Here is a 14,445-nt window from a genome sequence, read left to right on the forward strand (position 1 = left end):
GGAAAGGACTCGAAATGAATCTCCTCCACCCCGGTCAGGACGGCTACGCCGAAGAAACCGCCGGATTCCAGACGGCGGTGCCCACCTCGCCCGCGGCCGTCGTCGCCGCCGAAAGCGCCAAGGACGTCGCCGCCGCCGTGCGGTACGCGGCCGAGCACCGGCTGCCCGTCGCGGTCCAGGCCACCGGGCACGGCCTGACCGCGGGCACCCACGGCGTCCTGATCAGCACCCGGCGGATGACCGGCGTCGAGATCGACGCCGACGCCCGCACCGCCCGCGTCGAAGCCGGGGTCCGGTGGGAGGCGGTGGTCGAAGCCGCCGGCCGGCACGGCTTGGCGCCGCTCAGCGGCTCGTCCCCGGACGTCGGCGTCGTCGGCTACACGCTCAGCGGCGGCTTCGGGCTGATGGCCCGCCGGTACGGCCGCGCCGCCGACCACGTCCGCGCCCTCGACGTCGTGACCGCCGACGGCGAGCTCCGGCGGGCCGAGCCGGGCTCGGACCTGTTCTGGGCGCTGCGCGGCGGCCGCGCCGGCTTCGGCGTCGTGACGGCGATCGAGTTCGACCTCATGCCGGTCAGCGACCTCTACGGCGGCAGCCTGACCTTCGACAGCGCCGACGTGCCGGCCGCGTTGCGGGCCTGGCGGACGTGGTCGGCGGCCGCGCCGGACACGCTGACGACGTCACTGGCCATGATCCAGTACCCCGACCTGCCGATGGTGCCCGAACCCGTGCGCGGCCGGCACGTCGCCCAGGTCCGGATCGCCTACCTCGGCGAGGACGGCGACGACCTCGTCGCGCCGCTGCGGGCGGTCGCCCCGGCACTGGCGGACACGCTGCGGCCGATGCCGTTCACCGAGTCGGGGTCGATCGCGGCCGAGCCGCGGCAGCCGCACGGCTACCACGGCACCAACGCGACCGTGTCCCAGCTGAACGACGCGATGCTCGACGCGGTCGTCGAGCACGCCGGCCCGGGCGCGGCCGCGCCGCCCGTGCTCATCATCGACCGGCTGGGCGGCGCACTCGCCCGGACGCCGGAGACGCCGGGTCCCGGCTGGGACCGATCGGCCGAGTTCGTCGTCCGGGCGCTGTCGATGGTCGGCGACGGCGGGGTCGCGGCCGTCCGGCGCGCGCACGCGAAGCTGTTCGACGCGCTGGCGCCGTGGACGACCGGCCGTCTCCTGCCGTTCGTCTACGGGGAGCACGCGCCGGAGGAGGTCGCGGAAAGCGTCTTTCCGGCCGCCGACCTGCGGCGGCTCCGGGAGCTGAAGCGCCGGTACGACGCCGGGAACGTCTTCCGGGCCTGGTGATACGCGAACCGGCCGGGGGAAAAGGACCGTAAATCGTAGCCATATACTCGGCCGGCCACCGCATCGATAGGGGAACCGCCTTGCGCACGATGAGCCACGAGGAATACCTCGGCATGCGGCGGTTCCCGGGGCTCGACGGCCTGCGCGCGCTCGCCGCGACGATGGTCATCTTCTTCCACTTCGGCGGGCCGAAGTGGACGTGGCTGTCGGGCTGGGTCGGCGTCTACCTCTTCTTCGTGCTCTCCGGGTTCCTGATCACGACGCTGCTGCTGCGTGAGCAGGACCGCACCGGCCGGATCTCGCTGTCGAACTTCTACATCCGGCGCGTGTTCCGGATCCTGCCGCCGTACCTGGTGATCCTCGGCGGGATCGTCGCGTTCGTCGTCCTGCGCGGCGAGTTCCACTCACGAGACTTCCCGCAGGCGCTGAAGTACTACCTGACGTTCCTCAACGAATTCCTGCCGGCGGCCACCCACGGCGCGGACAACTTCTTCAGCGGCTCGTGGACGCTCGGGATCGAAGAAAAGTTCTACCTGGTCTGGCCGTTCCTGCTGGTCGCGATCGGGATCGGGGCGGCGAAGCGCAAGTTCCTGCTGGTCGGCGTGGCGATGGTCGCGCTGCTGGCGCTGGTCCCGCTGACCACCGGCGGCTGGGTCCTCGAGTACTCGCAGACGGCGATCTACCGCTCGACGATCCACTACTTCATCCTGGCGGGCGGCTGCCTGCTGGCGATCCTGCTGCACTACCGCCGCGGGTACGCGCTGCTGAAGCCGCTGACGCACCCGCTGGCGGCGATCCCGATCGTCGGGGCGTTCGCGCTGCTGCACACGAACTTCGACGACCTCTGGCACGAGACCCGCAACAACCTGTGGCTGCTGGTCGCGTACGCCGCGCTGACGATGCTCCTGCTGATCGTGCTGGTGAGCCCGGGCCCGCTGCGGTGGCTGCTCAGCACGGCCCCGATGCGGTTCGTCGGCGAGCGGTCGTACTCGCTGTACCTGCTCCAGGGGCCCGTGCACTTCGCGGTCGTGCAGGCGGTGCCCGGGCTCGGGACGCACCGGACGGTCTCGGCGCTGACGGTGTTCCTGGTCGGCCTGGCGATCGCGGACCTGATCCACCGCTGGGTCGAGAAGCCGTTGATCGACGTCGGCAAGCAGCTCATCGCCCGCAAGGAAGCCCGGCGCGCGGAACGGCAGGAAACCGGACGTCCTGCCGAGACGCGCGCCGAGCCCGCACCGGTGGGTTCCTAGCGCTCGAGGACCACGATCGGGATGACCCGGTCGGTCTTCGTCTCGTACTCCGCGAAGCCCTCGGCGTGCGCCACCATGCCCGCGTACAGGCGGTCGCGCTCGGCGCGGTCGGCGATCACCGTGGCCGTGGCCTCGAACTTCTCGGTGCCGACCTCGACCGTGACCTTCGGGTTGGCGACCAGGTTGTGGTACCAGGCCGGGTTCTTCGGCGCGCCGCCCATGGACGCGGCGACGACGTAGCGGTCGCCGTCCCGGGTGTAGACGAGCGGGGACAGGCGCTCCGCTCCGCTCTTCGCGCCGGTGGTGGTGAGCAAGAGCACGTTCTTGCCCTCGAAGTAGTTGCCCACCTTGCCTTCGTTGGCGCGGAATTCCGCTACGACCTGCTTGTTGAAGTCGTTCATGTCGGCTGGCGCGGTCATGGGATCCCCTGTTTCTGGCCGGTACGCTCGACCGGGCGCGAGTACGCTCGGGCGAAGAGTTTGCTTTGCAAGCAAAGCTACCGATGCGAGGTGAGTGGTGTCAACGGAGGCCGGACCGAGTGTCGAGGACGGCGTGCGGCAGCTCCTGCTGCTCATGCCGCGCCTGGTCGGCCGGGCGAAGCGCACCCCGGTGCCGGCGGAGCTGGACGGCTGCGCGCTGGCGCCGAGGCACCTTTCGCTGTTGTCGTACCTGCTCTTCGACGGCCCGATGACGGTCACCGAGCTGGCCACCCGCCTCCAGGTGGCGCCGACGACGGCGAGCCTGATGGTCGGGGACCTCAGCCGGCAGGGCGTGCTGAACCGCGAAGAGGACCCCGCCGACCGCCGCCGCACGATCGTCAGCATCACCCCGGACAAGCGCCCGGCGGTCGACGCCTGGCTGGCCCGCGGCGCGAAGGCCTGGAGCGACGCGCTGACGCCGCTGACCCCCGCCCAGCGGCAGCTGGTGATCGCGACGCTGGAAGCCTACGAACGCGGCACCTGCGACGGCCCGAACTCCAGCTGCTGACCGCGCGTTATTCCTCGCCGCGCTTTTCGCGGGCCAGCTTGCGCTGGGCCTCCGCGCGTTCCCGGCACTTGCGGAGGAATTCCTCGTCGTCCTCCGGGCTCGTCGCCGCGAACCGGCCCGGCCGGTCGTACTCCGGAAACGCCGGCGCGTGCCGCTCGTACCGCCCGCGCGCCCGCGCCACCTGCTCCGGACGGCCCGCCACCAGCCAGATGATCGAGCCGACCAGCGGCACCACCAGCACGAGCAGCAACCACAACCCCTTCGGCAGGTTGCGGCAGGACGATTCGTCCGTCGTGATCACGTCGACCAAGCAGAAGATCCACAACCCGAACGTGACGATGCCGAGCAGGCCGTCGAAGTACAGCAATTCCCCGCCTTCCCCCAGGAATGGACGCGGTAAGTCTTAGCAGAACCCGTCGGCGGTTCGACCGCGGGTCACCCTCAGCACCGCGGGCATCCGGAGATTCGGCGCCGAAACCCAGGTCGTTTCCCCTTCTGTCAGGCGAAAACCCCGCAACGCCTCGAGAACGCCGGCGGAGAGAGCGAGGGCGTGCCGCGACCCCGGGCACGCGCGCGGCCCGGCCCCGAACGGCGTCCCGGCGAGGGACACCGTGACGTCCTCCCCGCCGATCCGGCGGCGCGTGGCAAGCACCGGCTGCTCGGCGGGTTTTCCGGTCAGCGAAGCGAAAAGCCCGTTTCCGATGAGGCCCGCGGTGGCGTCGCAGGCCTGGACGAGCAGGCCGATCCGGGCCGCCGCGAGTTCGGTCGGCCCGCCGCAGACCGCGACCAGCCGCGCCAACGCCGCTTCGGCGGCCTCGCCCGGCTCCACGTGCGGGTGGTACGCCTCCGCGACCGGGACGACGTCGGCCGAGACGTCCGGCAGGCCCAGCGCCTCGGCGAGCACCCCGACCGGCACCGGCCGCGCGATCTCGGCCATCACGTCGACGACACCGAGGCCGGACATGATCCCGCGAGTGCGGAGAAAAGCCTTCTCGCGCAGGGAATCCGCGTCGACCGAAGCGAGCGCGTCCACGGCCGGCGCCCGCCGCCGGACGTGGTCGGCACCGTTGCTGAAGCGGGCCACGGACGCGCGCAACCAGGCGACGCTCCCCGGCGCGACGTCGAGGGGCACGGGCGGAACCGGAGCGGAAAGCGAAGTCATGCGGCGAAGGTAGCCACGGAAAACGTCGGCGAGGACCGAAGTTTCAGAGCAGCGAGCGCGCCGGAAACCACGTCGCCTGAGGCCCACGGCAGCGCGTCGGGCGCGGGACGTCGTGCTGGAACCACCACGCCTCGGTGATCCGGCCGTCCGGCAGCCGGTACGTCGGCGGCCCGGCCACCCGGGCGAGCCCGGCGGCCTGCAGCGACCGCGCGCTGGCGACGTTGCCGACTTCCGCGCCGGCCCGCACCCGCGCCAGGCCGAGGTGATCGTGCGCCAGCGTCAGCCCGGCCGCGAAGAGCACCCGCCCGTGGCCGCGGCCGCGGTAGCCCGGGGCGAGGTAGCCGCCGGTCTCCGGGCCGCCGTCCTCGCCGGTGTGCACGCTCACCAGGCCGGCGCAGCGGTTGGCCTCGACGTCGATCATCACCAGGTCGACGGACTGCAGATCGGGTGACGTCCAGTCCGGACCGGTGCCGGGCACGACCCGCAGCGCGTCCGCGCGCACCGGTTCGGCGACGATCGAGTCGCGCTGCCAGCCGAGCCACCGCTGCGCGGCCGGATCACTGCCCCCGGCCACGGCCGCGGCGTATTCCCACGCGGTCGGGGTGCGGAAGAGGAAGCGCCCGCTGCGCAGCACGTGGCCCTGCCGGTCGCAGGTCCGCTTGGTCATCAGGCGGCCGCGGCGGGTGAGCCGGTCGAAGATCCCCTTGGTGGCTGGCAGCATCGCGGCGAAATCGTAGCGGAGCGATCCGGGCGGGAGTTGCTATCGTGGCGCGATGACGGCCGTACCCGAGGCAACCGAACTGGACGGCTCCGGCCGGTCCGCCCAGCCTCGCCAGCTCATCGTGACGGTGTACGGCCTGTATTCGCGCACCGAAGGCGGGTGGCTCTCGGTCGCCTCGCTGATCGACCTGCTCGCCGCCGTCGGCGTCGACGAGCCCGCGGTGCGCTCGTCGATCTCCCGGCTGAAGCGCCGCGGAATCCTCGAAGCGGTGCGGCGCGACGCGACGGCCGGGTACGAACTGTCCGACGAAGCCCGGGAGATCCTGCGCGAGGGCGACGAGCGGATCTTCCGCCGCGGGCGCGCGACCGCGGCCGACGGCTGGCTGCTGGCGGTGTTTTCGGTGCCCGAGACCGAGCGCCACAAGCGCCACCTGCTGCGCACCCAGCTCGCCCGGATGGGCTTCGGCACCGCGGCCTCCGGCGTCTGGATAGCCCCGGCCCACCTCCACGCGGCGACCGAGGAAGCGCTCACCCGGCTCGGCCTGGCCGGCTACGCGGACCTGTTCCGAGCCGACCACCTGGCCTTCGGCGACGTCGCGGCCAAGGTCCGCGACTGGTGGGACCTCGACCGCTTGGACGAGCTGTACACGACGTTCCTCGACGAGCACGGCCCCGCACTGCGCCGCAAGTCCGTGACCGACGAGCAGGCTTTCGCCGACTACGTCCGCGTGCTGACCGGCTGGCGCCGGATGCCCTACCTCGACCCGGGCCTGCCCGCGGAGTTCCTGCCCGCCGGCTGGTCCGGAATCCGCGCGGCCGAGCTGTTCTTCAAGCTGCACGCGCAACTGGAGACGCCGGCCCGCGCGTTCGTCGCGAAGGCGATCAACTTCGGCTGAGCACGGCGAACCCCTGGACCTCCACCAGCGCCTCCTCGTCCCACAGCCGGGACACGCCGATGCCTGCCATCGCCGGGTACTCCGTGCCCGCGAGGCGTCGCCAGACCGCGCCGATTTCGCGGGCGTGGGCCTGGTAATCGACCATGTCGACGATGTAGATCGTCACGCTGCAGAGGTCCGCCGGCGTGCCGCCGGCCGCGCGCAGCGACGCCAGCAGGTTGCCGAGCGCGCGTTCGAACTGCTCGACCACGCCGTTGCCGGCGATCTTGTTCGACGCGTCCAGCGCCGTCTGGCCGGCGAGGAAGACGACGCGCCCCTCCGCCACCACCGCGTGCGAGAACCCGGACGGCTTGCCCAGCTCCGGCGGGTTGATGCGTTCCATGCCGGACACGGTACGCCATCTTTCGCGTTATTGACGGTCGTAGTCACCACGACATACCCTGGACGGCGTGCGAATCGCGGTCATCGGTGGCGGCCCGGCGGGTCTGTACTTCGCCGCGCTCGCGAAACAGCTCGGGCCCGCCCACGAAATCACCGTCTGGGAGCGCAACGCGCCGGACGACACCTTCGGCTTCGGCGTGGTGTTCTCCGACGAGACGCTCGGCGGCATCGAGCACGCCGACGCGGCCGTGCACGAGGCGATGAAGGCCGAATTCGCCCGCTGGGACGACATCGACGTCCACTACCGCCGCACGGTCACCACCTCGGGCGGCCACGGCTTCGCCGCGATGAGCCGCAAGCGCCTGCTCGGCATCCTCCAGAGCCGCTGCGGCGAACTCGGCGTCGGGCTGCACTTCCGGGAGGAGGCGCCGGCCGACCTTTCGGGCTACGACCTGGTCATCGCGGCCGACGGCGTCAACTCGGCGATGCGCGCGCGGTACGCCGGGACGTTCCGGCCGAGCGTCGAGACGCGCCGGTGCCGGTACATCTGGCTGGGCACGGACCTGGTGTTCGACGCCTTCAAGTTCTACGTCCTCGAGACGCCGGCCGGGATCATGCAGATCCACGGCTACCCGTACGGCCGCGAGGGCAGCACGTTCATCCTCGAGGTGCAGGAGGACGTCTGGCAGCGGACGTTCGGGCCGATCGCGGCGACCTCGCTGAAGCCCGGCGAGAGCGACGAGAAGTCGATCGCGCTGATCCGCGAACTGTGCGCCGACGTCCTCGACGGCCACCAGGTCATGGCGAACAACTCGAAGTGGGTCTCGTTCGGGACGGTCCGCTGCGAGACCTGGGTGCACGAGAACGTCGTCCTGCTCGGCGACGCCGCGCACACCGCGCACTTCTCGATCGGCTCCGGCACGAAGCTGGCGATGGAGGACGCGCTCGCCCTGGCCGCGTGCCTGCACGAAAACGACGGCGTCGCGGAAGCGCTCAAGGCGTACGAGCTGGAACGGCGGCCGGTCGTCACGTCGACGCAACGCGCCGCGCAGGCCAGCCTGGAGTGGTTCGAAAACATCGCGCAGTACGCCCACCAGGAACCGCCGCAGTTCGCGTTCAACATCCTCACCCGCAGCCGCCGCGTCACCTACGACAACCTCCGCCTGCGCGACCCCGAGTTCGCGGCCGAGCTCGACCACTGGTTCGCGCGCTCGCTCGGGACGACGTCGCGGCCGCCGATGTTCCAGCCGTTCCGGCTCGGCGAACTGGAGCTGCCGAACCGGATCATCGTGTCCCCGATGGACATGTACTCGGCGGAGAACGGCGTGCCGGGCGACTTCCACCTGGTGCACCTGGGCAGCAAGGCCCTCGGCGGCGCCGGGCTGGTGATGACGGAGATGGTCTGCGTCTCCCCCGAAGGCCGGATCACGCCCGGCTGCGGCGGGCTGTACACGCCGGAACAGGAAGCGGCGTGGAAGCGGATCGTCGACTTCGTGCACGGGCAGACACCGGCCCGGATCGGCGTCCAATTGGGACACTCCGGGCGCAAGGGTTCGACGAAGCTGATGTGGGACGGCATCGACGAGCCGCTCCCGTCCGGCAACTGGGAAGTCTGCGCACCTTCGCCGCTGCCGTATTCCGAGCGCAACCAGGTCCCGCGTGAACTGTCCACAGCGGATCTCGTGGAGATCCGCGAGCAGTTCGCCGAGTGCGCTCGCGCGGCGGCCCGCGCCGGGTTCGACGTCCTCGAACTGCACTGCGCGCACGGCTACCTGCTGTCCTCGTTCCTCTCGCCGCTGACCAACCGGCGAGACGACGAGTACGGCGGCTCGCTCGAGAACCGGCTGCGCTTCCCCCTGGAAGTCTTCGACGCGGTCCGCGCCGCGTGGCCGGCGGAGCGGCCGATGACCGTCCGGATCTCGGCAACGGACTGGTGCGAAGGCGGCATCGACGCCGACGACGCCGTCGAGATCGCGCGGGCGTTCGCCGCCCACGGCGCCGCGGGCATCGATGTCTCGACCGGGCAGGTCGTCAGCGAGGAACGCCCGCAGTACGGCCGCAGCTACCAGACGCCCTACGCCGACCGGATCCGCAACGAAATCGGCGAGGAGTACGGGATCGCGGTGATCGCCGTCGGGGCCATTTCATCCTACGACGACGTCAATTCGCTGATCCTGGCCGGGCGCGCGGACCTCTGCGCACTGGGCCGGACGCACCTGTACGATCCACAGTGGACGCTGCACGCGGCCGCCGAACAGGGTTATCCGATGCCGTGGCCGAAGCCGTTCGCGGCGGGCAGCCGCAAGCCGCAGACGGGCCGCTCCGACGGGCCGGAGCCGCGGCTCGACCTCGTCCGGTCCGGTCCGGCCGGCACCGCCCATGCCCGCTGGCGACCGGGAGCTTCCTCATGACCTTCGCCCTGAACCCCGCCCAGCAGGCGTTCGCCGCGGAGGTGCGACGGCTGGCCGAGGAGCAGCTGCGGCCGATCGCCGAGTCCGGTGTGGAAGGTGCGGTCAACCGCCCGCTGCTCAAGGCGATGGGGGCGCTCGGCTTGCTCGCGCGGCTCTTCCCCGGCGTCGCGTCGGGCACGCCGTCGAGGCAGGCGGCCGCGACGGACCTGTGCATCCTGCGCGAGAACCTCGCCACGGTCAGCACGGAAGCCGAGACCGCGCTGGCGTTGCAGGGCCTGGGAAGTTACCCGATCCTCCAGTCCGGACAGGACGAACAAGTCGCGAAGTGGCTGCCCGCGGTGGCGGCCGGCGACGCGGTGGCGGCGTTCGCGCTGACGGAACCGGACGCCGGCTCGGACGCGGCGGCGCTGTCCCTCGCGGCCGAGGCCGACGGCGACGGCTGGCGCCTCACGGGCGAAAAGATGTGGATCTCGAACGCACCGGAAGCCGACTTCTACACGGTGTTCGCCCGGACGACGCCGGGCGCGGGCTCGCGCGGGGTGAGCGCGTTCGTCGTCCCCGCCGACCGCCCGGGCCTGGGTGGCGAGCACCTGGACCTGGTCAGCCCGCACCCGATCGGCACGGTGACGTTCGACGGCGTCGAGGTCCGGCGCGAGGAGCTGCTCGGCGAGGAGAACCGCGGGTTTGCCGTGGCGATGCGGACGCTGGACCTGTTCCGCCCGAGCGTCGGCGCGTTCGCCGTCGGCATGGCCCAGGCGGCGCTGGACGCCACGGTGTCCCACACGAGCTCGCGCGAGGCCTTCGGCGGGCCGTTGATCAAGCAGCAGGCGGTGGCGCACGCGCTGGCCGAGATGGCCACCCGCACCGAAGCGGCCCGGCTGCTGGTCTACGCGGCGGCGGGCGCGTACGACGCGGGCGAGGTGAACCTCGGCGGCCGGGCGGCGATGGCGAAGCTGTTCGCCACCGAGGCGGCGCAGTTCGTCGTCGACTCGGCGGTCCAGCTCCACGGCGCCCGCGCACTGCGGCGCGGGCACCTGCTGGAGCACCTGTACCGGGAGGTCCGGGCGCCCCGCATCTACGAAGGCGCGTCGGAGATCCAGCGGACGATCATCGCGCGATGGCTGGCTTCTTCGGCTTCCGGTCGAGCCACCACTGGCTGAGCAGCAGCAACGTCAGCACGCTCAGCACGCCGGAAACCGTGGCGGCGCTCAGGATCAGTTCCGTCTTGTCTTCGACCCGGGGCATGACGACCAGGAACCCGAGCGGCGAGAGAGCCCGCGTCAGCAGGGTGTGCATGGTCATCGCGAAGCTGCGGACCATCCACTTCCGGTGGTCGGCGAACCGCCGCTGCCGGACCGCCCGCCAGCCGGCGACGGTGAAACCGAGCCACAGCAGCCCGGCCACGACATCGATCGCGGCGACGACCGGCCCGAACGGGCTCACCGCGCCGATGGTGACCGCCATCAGGGCGGCGGGAATCGCGCCGGCGAAGACGTAGACCCGCCCGATCCGCCGGTGCGCGACCGGGTGCGTCCGCCGCAGCCACGGCCAGACCTGCAGGATGACGCCGACGATGGCAATGGTCCCGAAGGTGATGTGCGCGACGAGGAACCAGTAGTGCGCGGCGAACCCGACGGGCGCGGGCACACGTGACTGCGCGGGATCGAGCGTGAGGTACGGCGGCACGGAATAGGCGAGGAAGACGGCGACCACCAGGGCGAGCGGCGCCACCCAGGGCCGCCGCCACCACTTCGGCGTCGTTCCGGCAGGGACGGGTCTCACTTCGGTCTGAACGGTCACGGCTACCCCCCGGGGTCGGCTACCTCGAAGGTAGGGAAGGCCCCCGGGACGAGCCATGGGGTGAGCCACCACCACCGTGGTGGGGCTCACCCCACCGCCGTTCAGCTGCCGCGCACCCGCCGGACGGTGTCGCGGTAGAAGTAGCCGCTCTGCTTGATCGTCCGCGCTTGCGTCTCGTAGTCCACCCGGATCAGCCCGAACCGCTTCGCGTAGCCGTACGCCCACTCGAAGTTGTCCAGCAGGGACCACGCGAAGTACCCCCGGACGTCGGCACCCGCGTTGCGGGCCGCCGCCACCGCGGCGATGTGCGACGCCAGGTAGGCCGTGCGCGAGTCGTCGCGGACGAAGCCCGTCGAGTCCGGGTCGTCGTCGAAGGCCGAGCCGTTCTCCGTGATGTACATCGGCAGGCCCGGGTAATCGCGGCCCAGCCGCGTCAGCAGCTCCGTGAACTTGCCCGGCAGGATCTCCCAGCCCATCGCCGTGGTCGGCTCGCCGAACGGGACCGCCCGGGATGCCGGGGCCCCGTCCGCGTCCACCGGAGAGCCGTTCTCGTCCACCCCCGAGAACTGCTGGCCGAAGTAGTAGTTCACGCCCAGGAAGTCCAGCGGGGTGGAGATGATCGACAGGTCGCCGTCCTGGATCGGGAGCTTGACGCCGCGGTCGGCCAGGTCGTCGACCACGTCCGCCGGGTACTCGCCGCGCACCAGCGGGTCCAGGTAGATGCGGACGCCGAGGCCGTCCGCCTGGCGGGCCGCGCGGACGTCCTCCGGGGAGTCCGTCGCCGGGTCGGCCGTGCACATGTTGAGCGTGATGCCGAACTGCGTGTCCGCCGGAGCTGCCTCCCGCATCCGCTGCACCGCGAGACCGTGGCCGAGCAGCAGGTGGTGCACCGCGTGCATCCCGGCCGCGTAGTCACGCCGGCCGGGCGCCATCACGCCGTGGACGTACCCGTGCATCGCCGAGCACCACGGCTCGTTCAGCGTCGTCCAATGCCGGACCCGGTCCTTCAACCGGTCGAACACCAGCATCGCGTAGTCCGCGAACCGGTACGCCGTGTCGCGCGCCGGCCAGCCGCCCGCGTCCTCGAGCTCCTGCGGGAGGTCCCAGTGGTACAGCGTCAGCCACGGCGTGATCCCGCGGCTCAGCGTCTCGTCGACGAGCCGGTCGTAGAACCCCATGCCCGCCTCGTTGACGCCGCCGCGGCCGCGCGGCTGGACCCGGGGCCACGCCACGGAAAACCGGTACGTGTCCGCGCCCAGCTCGCGGACCAGCTCGATGTCCGACGGCATCCGGTGGTAGTGGTCGCACGCCACGTCACCGGTGTCGTTGTTGTCGATCGCCCACGGCACCTGGCAGAAGGTGTCCCAGATGGACGGTGTCCTCCCGTCCTCGGAGACCGCGCCTTCGATCTGGTACGCGGCGGTGGCCACGCCCCAGCGGAAGTCCGGCGGCAGGGTGTCGATCAGCGCCTGCTGCTCGGCGGTCGCGGCGGTGGTCTCGGTCAAGGCGGCTCTCCTCCAGAGGTACCGGACAGGGTGGACGGCGGTCAGGGAGCGGTACCGGTCCCCACGGGGTGCAGCCAGCACGCCACTTCGCGCGCCGGGTCACCGGGCGTGCCGAGCAGCGGCACGCGGTCGGGGCAGGGCTCGAAAGCCTTGGGGCACCGCGGGTGGAACGCGCAGCCGGACGGCATCCCGCGCGTGTCGGGCGGCGATCCGGGGATCCCGGCCAGCTCGCGCCGCGGCCCCCGCAGCGCGGGGAACGAGTTCAGCAGGCCGTGGCTGTACGGGTGCAGCGCGTCCCGGTAGAGGTCCGCCGCCGGCGCCTGCTCGACGATCCGGCCGCCGTACATGATCGCGATCCGGTCCGAGAACTCCACCAGCAGCGAAAGGTCGTGCGTGATGAACAGGACCGAGAAGCCCAGCCGCTCGCGCAGTTCCACGAGCTGGCCGAGGATCTGCCGCTGCATCACGACGTCGAGCGCGGTGGTCGGCTCGTCCATGATGACGACCCGCGGCTCCAGCGCGAGCGCCATGGCGATCATCACGCGCTGCCGCATCCCGCCGGACAGCTGGTGCGGGTACGCCTCGAGCCGGTCGGCCGAGATGCCGACGAGCTTGAGCAGGTCTCTCGCGCGGGCGATCCGGCCCGCTTTCGTCGACCGCGGCTCGTGCGCCTTGATGACGTCGACCAGCTGGGTGACCACCTTGTGCACCGGGCTCAGCGAGTTCATCGCGCCCTGGAACACGATCGACGTCTCCGCCCAGCGGAAGTCCCGCAGCTGCTTGTCCGTCAGCTTCAGGACATCGTAGGGCTCGCCGTCAGCGGGGTGGTAGATCACCTCGCCGCCGCGGATCACGCCCGGTGGCGCCAGCAGCCGCGTCAGCCCGTAGGCCAAAGTGGACTTGCCGCTGCCACTTTCCCCGGCCAGGCCGAGGACTTCGCCGCGGTGCAGCGTCAGGTGCACGTCCCGGACCGCGCGCGCGGCCTCGGCGCCGACGCCGTAGTCGACGTCCAGGCCCTTGATCTCCAGCACCGGGTCCATCATGGCTTTTCCTCCCGCCCGAGCACGGGCGTGAAGCCCACGCGCATCCGATGCGTCCGCCCGTCGGCGCCCTTGACGCGCGCCTTGCCGCTGCCGCGCAGCCGCGGGCTGACGAACTCGTCGATGCCGAAGTTGAGCAGGGACAACGCCGTGCCGAGGATGGCGATCGCCAGCCCGGCCGGCACGAACCACCACCACGCGCCCTGGGCCAGCGCTTGCTGGCTCTGCGCCCAGAACAGGATCGTGCCCCAGTTCCAGTTGGACAGTCCCGAGACGCCGACGAAGGCGAGCGTGATCTCCGACATGACGGCGAAGATCACCGTGCCGACGAAGCTGGACGCGATCACCGCCGACAGGTTCGGCAGGATCTCGAAGAAGATGATCCGCCACGTCGATTCGCCGGTCGCCCGGGCGGCTTCGACGTATTCGCGTCCCCGCAGCGAAAGCGTCTGTGCTCTGAGGACTCGCGCACCCCACGCCCACGACGTGAACCCGATGATCACCGCCACGAGGATGTCCCCGCCGGTGGGCACCGCACTGCCGATGATGATGATCAGCGGCAACGCGGGGATCACCAGGAACACATTGGACAGTGCGGACAGCCCCTCGCCGGGCGTCCCGCCGAGGTAGCCGGACGTCACGCCGACGATCACCGCGAGGATCGTCGCCACGATCCCGGCGGCCAGCCCGACCAGCATGACGCTGCGCGTGCCGACCACCACCTGGCTGAAGATGTCCTGGCCGAGGTGGGTGGTGCCGAACCAGTGCCGGCCCGACGGCGATTCCAGCAGGTCACTGCTGCGGGCCGACGGGTCGTACGGCGCGATCCAGTCGCCGATGACCGCGATCACCAGGAAGAAGACGATGACGGCGAGGCCGGTGGCCGTCTTGCCGCCGGTGAGGAACCGGAAGCGGCGCCGGCGCGCGGCCACCGCTTCGAGCGGGAGGGCCTGGGCGGCCTTGACGTCCGCCGCGGGTACGGCCAT

15 protein-coding genes are annotated in these 14,445 nt (G+C 71.4%); 6 read left to right on the top strand and 9 right to left on the bottom strand.

Annotated features, from left to right (window positions below):
• Positions 1–14 precede the first annotated feature (14 nt).
• Both ACFVYA_RS14240 and ACFVYA_RS14245 read left to right on the top strand, forming a co-directional pair.
• On the top strand, positions 15–1,307 hold the full coding sequence (locus tag ACFVYA_RS14240) for an FAD-binding oxidoreductase (RefSeq protein WP_387045048.1): 1,293 nt from the start codon (positions 15–17) through the stop codon (positions 1,305–1,307).
• An 89-nt stretch (positions 1,308–1,396) separates the two neighbouring features.
• Entirely contained in the window at positions 1,397–2,557 is a 1,161-nt protein-coding gene (locus ACFVYA_RS14245) for an acyltransferase family protein (protein ID WP_387045050.1), read from the top strand.
• Here ACFVYA_RS14245 and ACFVYA_RS14250 read toward each other — a convergent pair.
• A complete protein-coding gene (locus ACFVYA_RS14250) occupies positions 2,554–2,976 on the bottom strand; it encodes a nitroreductase family deazaflavin-dependent oxidoreductase (RefSeq protein WP_387045052.1) in 423 nt (140 codons plus the stop codon). The genes ACFVYA_RS14245 and ACFVYA_RS14250 overlap by 4 nt on opposite strands.
• A 97-nt stretch (positions 2,977–3,073) precedes the next feature.
• On the opposite strand from ACFVYA_RS14250, the gene ACFVYA_RS14255 reads away from it, so the two are divergent.
• A complete protein-coding gene (locus tag ACFVYA_RS14255) occupies positions 3,074–3,544 on the top strand; it encodes a MarR family winged helix-turn-helix transcriptional regulator (RefSeq protein ID WP_285986610.1) in 471 nt (156 codons plus the stop codon).
• A gap of 7 nt (positions 3,545–3,551) precedes the next feature.
• On the opposite strand, the gene ACFVYA_RS14260 is transcribed toward ACFVYA_RS14255, so the two are convergent.
• Genes ACFVYA_RS14260 through ACFVYA_RS14270 form a run of 3 tightly spaced genes read right to left on the bottom strand, consistent with a single transcriptional unit; the run spans position 3,552 to position 5,427 of the window.
• Positions 3,552–3,911, bottom strand: coding sequence for a PLDc N-terminal domain-containing protein (locus ACFVYA_RS14260; protein ID WP_387045054.1), 360 nt, complete (start codon positions 3,909–3,911; stop codon positions 3,552–3,554).
• A 36-nt stretch (positions 3,912–3,947) separates the two neighbouring features.
• Entirely contained in the window at positions 3,948–4,706 is a 759-nt protein-coding gene (locus ACFVYA_RS14265; protein WP_387045055.1) for a hypothetical protein, read from the bottom strand.
• A gap of 43 nt (positions 4,707–4,749) precedes the next feature.
• Positions 4,750–5,427 (bottom strand): GNAT family N-acetyltransferase, encoded by a 678-nt coding sequence (locus tag ACFVYA_RS14270; RefSeq protein WP_387045057.1) that lies wholly within the window; start codon positions 5,425–5,427, stop codon positions 4,750–4,752.
• A gap of 52 nt (positions 5,428–5,479) precedes the next feature.
• On the opposite strand from ACFVYA_RS14270, the gene ACFVYA_RS14275 reads away from it, so the two are divergent.
• A complete protein-coding gene (locus tag ACFVYA_RS14275; protein WP_387045059.1) occupies positions 5,480–6,322 on the top strand; it encodes a PaaX family transcriptional regulator C-terminal domain-containing protein in 843 nt (280 codons plus the stop codon).
• Here the strand turns inward: ACFVYA_RS14275 and ACFVYA_RS14280 are convergent.
• A complete protein-coding gene (locus tag ACFVYA_RS14280) occupies positions 6,309–6,704 on the bottom strand; it encodes a RidA family protein (protein WP_387045062.1) in 396 nt (131 codons plus the stop codon). The two genes, ACFVYA_RS14275 and ACFVYA_RS14280, sit on opposite strands and share 14 nt — an antisense overlap.
• A gap of 67 nt (positions 6,705–6,771) precedes the next feature.
• Between ACFVYA_RS14280 and ACFVYA_RS14285 the strand changes: the two genes are divergently transcribed.
• Both ACFVYA_RS14285 and ACFVYA_RS14290 read left to right on the top strand, forming a co-directional pair.
• Positions 6,772–9,114 carry a bifunctional salicylyl-CoA 5-hydroxylase/oxidoreductase gene (locus ACFVYA_RS14285; protein ID WP_387045064.1) on the top strand — a complete coding sequence of 781 codons (2,343 nt, stop codon included), beginning with the start codon at positions 6,772–6,774 and terminating at the stop codon, positions 9,112–9,114.
• On the top strand, positions 9,111–10,274 hold the full coding sequence (locus ACFVYA_RS14290) for an acyl-CoA dehydrogenase family protein (protein WP_387045066.1): 1,164 nt from the start codon (positions 9,111–9,113) through the stop codon (positions 10,272–10,274). The genes ACFVYA_RS14285 and ACFVYA_RS14290 overlap by 4 nt, the downstream gene beginning before the upstream one ends.
• Here the strand turns inward: ACFVYA_RS14290 and ACFVYA_RS14295 are convergent.
• From ACFVYA_RS14295 to ACFVYA_RS14310, 4 genes are all read right to left on the bottom strand, one after another.
• Positions 10,222–10,845 carry a DUF2306 domain-containing protein gene (locus ACFVYA_RS14295; protein WP_387045121.1) on the bottom strand — a complete coding sequence of 208 codons (624 nt, stop codon included), beginning with the start codon at positions 10,843–10,845 and terminating at the stop codon, positions 10,222–10,224. The two genes, ACFVYA_RS14290 and ACFVYA_RS14295, sit on opposite strands and share 53 nt — an antisense overlap.
• Positions 10,846–11,015: 170 nt before the next feature.
• Positions 11,016–12,419 (bottom strand): GH1 family beta-glucosidase, encoded by a 1,404-nt coding sequence (locus ACFVYA_RS14300; RefSeq protein ID WP_387045067.1) that lies wholly within the window; start codon positions 12,417–12,419, stop codon positions 11,016–11,018.
• A 41-nt stretch (positions 12,420–12,460) separates the two neighbouring features.
• A complete protein-coding gene (locus ACFVYA_RS14305) occupies positions 12,461–13,462 on the bottom strand; it encodes an ABC transporter ATP-binding protein (RefSeq protein ID WP_387045069.1) in 1,002 nt (333 codons plus the stop codon).
• Positions 13,459–14,445: an ABC transporter permease gene (locus tag ACFVYA_RS14310; protein WP_387045071.1), complete on the bottom strand. Its 987-nt coding sequence runs from the start codon at positions 14,443–14,445 to the stop codon at positions 13,459–13,461. Before ACFVYA_RS14310 ends, ACFVYA_RS14305 begins: the two co-directional genes overlap by 4 nt.

Source organism: Amycolatopsis sp. NPDC058278 (assembly GCF_042881395.1).
Lineage (GTDB): Bacteria > Actinomycetota > Actinomycetes > Mycobacteriales > Pseudonocardiaceae > Amycolatopsis.

What these genes read in the sequence shown, in the direction of transcription:
- ACFVYA_RS14265 (WP_387045055.1), bottom strand. Translation starts at nt 4,706, where the DNA reads ATGACTTCGCTTTCCGCTCCGGTTCCGCCCGTGCCCCTCGACGTCGCG.
- ACFVYA_RS14275 (WP_387045059.1), top strand. Translation starts at nt 5,480, where the DNA reads ATGACGGCCGTACCCGAGGCAACCGAACTGGACGGCTCCGGCCGGTCC.
- ACFVYA_RS14310 (WP_387045071.1), bottom strand. Translation starts at nt 14,445, where the DNA reads ATGGCCGTACCCGCGGCGGACGTCAAGGCCGCCCAGGCCCTCCCGCTC.
- ACFVYA_RS14270 (WP_387045057.1), bottom strand. Translation starts at nt 5,427, where the DNA reads ATGCTGCCAGCCACCAAGGGGATCTTCGACCGGCTCACCCGCCGCGGC.
- ACFVYA_RS14305 (WP_387045069.1), bottom strand. Translation starts at nt 13,462, where the DNA reads ATGATGGACCCGGTGCTGGAGATCAAGGGCCTGGACGTCGACTACGGC.
- ACFVYA_RS14245 (WP_387045050.1), top strand. Translation starts at nt 1,397, where the DNA reads ATGAGCCACGAGGAATACCTCGGCATGCGGCGGTTCCCGGGGCTCGAC.
- ACFVYA_RS14250 (WP_387045052.1), bottom strand. Translation starts at nt 2,976, where the DNA reads ATGACCGCGCCAGCCGACATGAACGACTTCAACAAGCAGGTCGTAGCG.
- ACFVYA_RS14240 (WP_387045048.1), top strand. Translation starts at nt 15, where the DNA reads ATGAATCTCCTCCACCCCGGTCAGGACGGCTACGCCGAAGAAACCGCC.
- ACFVYA_RS14290 (WP_387045066.1), top strand. Translation starts at nt 9,111, where the DNA reads ATGACCTTCGCCCTGAACCCCGCCCAGCAGGCGTTCGCCGCGGAGGTG.
- ACFVYA_RS14280 (WP_387045062.1), bottom strand. Translation starts at nt 6,704, where the DNA reads ATGGAACGCATCAACCCGCCGGAGCTGGGCAAGCCGTCCGGGTTCTCG.